Origin of the sequence: Streptomyces prasinopilosus (assembly GCF_001419695.1) — a bacterium.
GTDB classification, from domain to species: Bacteria; Actinomycetota; Actinomycetes; order Streptomycetales; family Streptomycetaceae; genus Streptomyces; species Streptomyces prasinopilosus.
Window position 1 is genome coordinate 1 of sequence record NZ_LIRG01000935.1, and the last position, 1604, is coordinate 1604.

Consider the following 1604-nt stretch of genomic DNA (forward strand, 5'->3'; position numbering starts at 1 on the left):
GCCCGCCAGAGTGAGGGGAGGTGAAAAACGGTCGATCAACGACGGATCAACGCGGCGCCCCGCACGCTGGCGGGCATGCACATCGACACCATCGCGTCACCCGACCTCGCGTGGCAGGAGGAGGCCCTGTGCGCGCAGACCGGGGGAGACTTCTTCTTCCCCGAGCCCGGCAGCTCGGTCCGTGAGGCCAAGCGGATCTGCGGTCTGTGCCCCATCCGGGCCGCCTGCCTCGACTACGCCATGACCAACGACATGCGCTTCGGCGTCTGGGGCGGCCTCTCCGAGAAGGAGCGGCTGGATCTGCGGCGCACGTCCCGGTGCTGACGGCCGGCCACCGGGACCGCGACGGCTCCGAGGACGGACCCGGACCGGGGGGACGACGGCGGGCCGGGGAACGGAGGTCAGCCGGCCGCCCGCGCGGCCATCCGCGCCTTGCGCGCCGCGAGCTTCTCGTCGAACTTGCTCGCCTCGGAGTCCAGGCCGTCGAGGAAGAGGCCGAGCTCCTCCTGGGCCTTGACGCCCTCGGGGCCGAGCCCGTCGATCTCCATGACCCTCAGGAAGCGGATCACCGGCTGGAGCACGTCGTCGAGGTGGATGCGCAGGTTGTAGACCTCGCCGATCGCCATCTGCGCCGCGGCCCGCTCGAAACCGGGGATGCCGTGGCCCGGCATCCGGAAGTTCACGACGACGTCCCGCACCGCCTGCATCGTGAGGTCGGGGGCGAGCTCGAAGGCGGCTTTGAGCAGGTTCCGGTAGAAGACCATGTGCAGGTTCTCGTCGGTCGCGATGCGGGCCAGCATCCGGTCGCAGACCGGGTCACCGGACTGGTGGCCGGTGTTGCGGTGCGAGATGCGGGTGGCCAGCTCCTGGAACGCGACGTAGGCGATCGAGTGCAGCATCGAGTGCCGGTTGTCCGACTCGAAGCCCTCACTCATGTGCGCCATGCGGAACTGCTCCAGCTTGTCCGGGTCCACCGCCCGCGACGCGAGCAGGTAGTCCCGCATCACGATGCCGTGCCGGCCCTCCTCCGCGGTCCAGCGGTGCACCCAGGTGCCCCAGGCGCCCTCGCGGCCGAACAGCGTGGCGATCTCGTGGTGGTAGCTCGGCAGGTTGTCCTCGGTCAGCAGGTTCACCACCAGCGCGATCCGGCCGACCTCGGTGACCTTGGACTGTTTCTTCTCCCAGGCCTCGCCGTCCTCGAAGAACCCGGGGAAGTTGCGGGCGTCGCTGAACGGCACGTACTCGTGCGGCATCCAGTCCTTGGCGACCTTCAGATGCCGGTTGAGCTCCTTCTCGACCACTTCCTCCAGCGCGTACAGCAGCCGGGCATCGGTCCAGACGGAGGGGCTGCCGAGATGGGGGGAGGTGAGCGACATGGGTACTCCAGGGGACGGGGGCAGTACGAGTCGCCGGCGAGCGGCACCGGCAACCTACGGAATCGTAGGCTACGAATCCGTAGGTTACGAAACCGTAAGTTAAGCGTGTCGTAAAGGCCGCTGATCAGCACGGGAATCGCCCGTGCGGCGTACAGGGCGCGCGGGCGCACCGACCGGTACCACCCCCTGCGCCCCGAACTCCTCTGGGCGGGCCGCACGGGGCGGGGA

At 69.1% G+C, this 1604-nt stretch carries 2 protein-coding genes; one reads left to right on the forward strand and one right to left on the reverse strand.

Going from position 1 to position 1604, the window contains the following annotated elements:
* Positions 1-75 precede the first annotated feature (75 nt).
* Positions 76-324: a WhiB family transcriptional regulator gene (locus AOK18_RS28730; protein ID WP_055572257.1), complete on the forward strand. Its 249-nt coding sequence runs from the start codon at positions 76-78 to the stop codon at positions 322-324.
* Between the two features lie 77 nt (positions 325-401).
* Here AOK18_RS28730 and AOK18_RS28735 read toward each other — a convergent pair whose 3' ends face one another.
* Positions 402-1376: an acyl-ACP desaturase gene (locus AOK18_RS28735; protein WP_055696212.1), complete on the reverse strand. Its 975-nt coding sequence runs from the start codon at positions 1374-1376 to the stop codon at positions 402-404.
* Positions 1377-1604: the final 228 nt, after the last annotated feature.

Bases quoted from the DNA above. Each gene is read 5' to 3' on its own strand.
- AOK18_RS28730 (WP_055572257.1), top strand. From the start codon at position 76: ATGCACATCGACACCATCGCGTCACCCGACCTCGCGTGGCAGGAGGAG.
- AOK18_RS28735 (WP_055696212.1), bottom strand. From the start codon at position 1,376: ATGTCGCTCACCTCCCCCCATCTCGGCAGCCCCTCCGTCTGGACCGAT.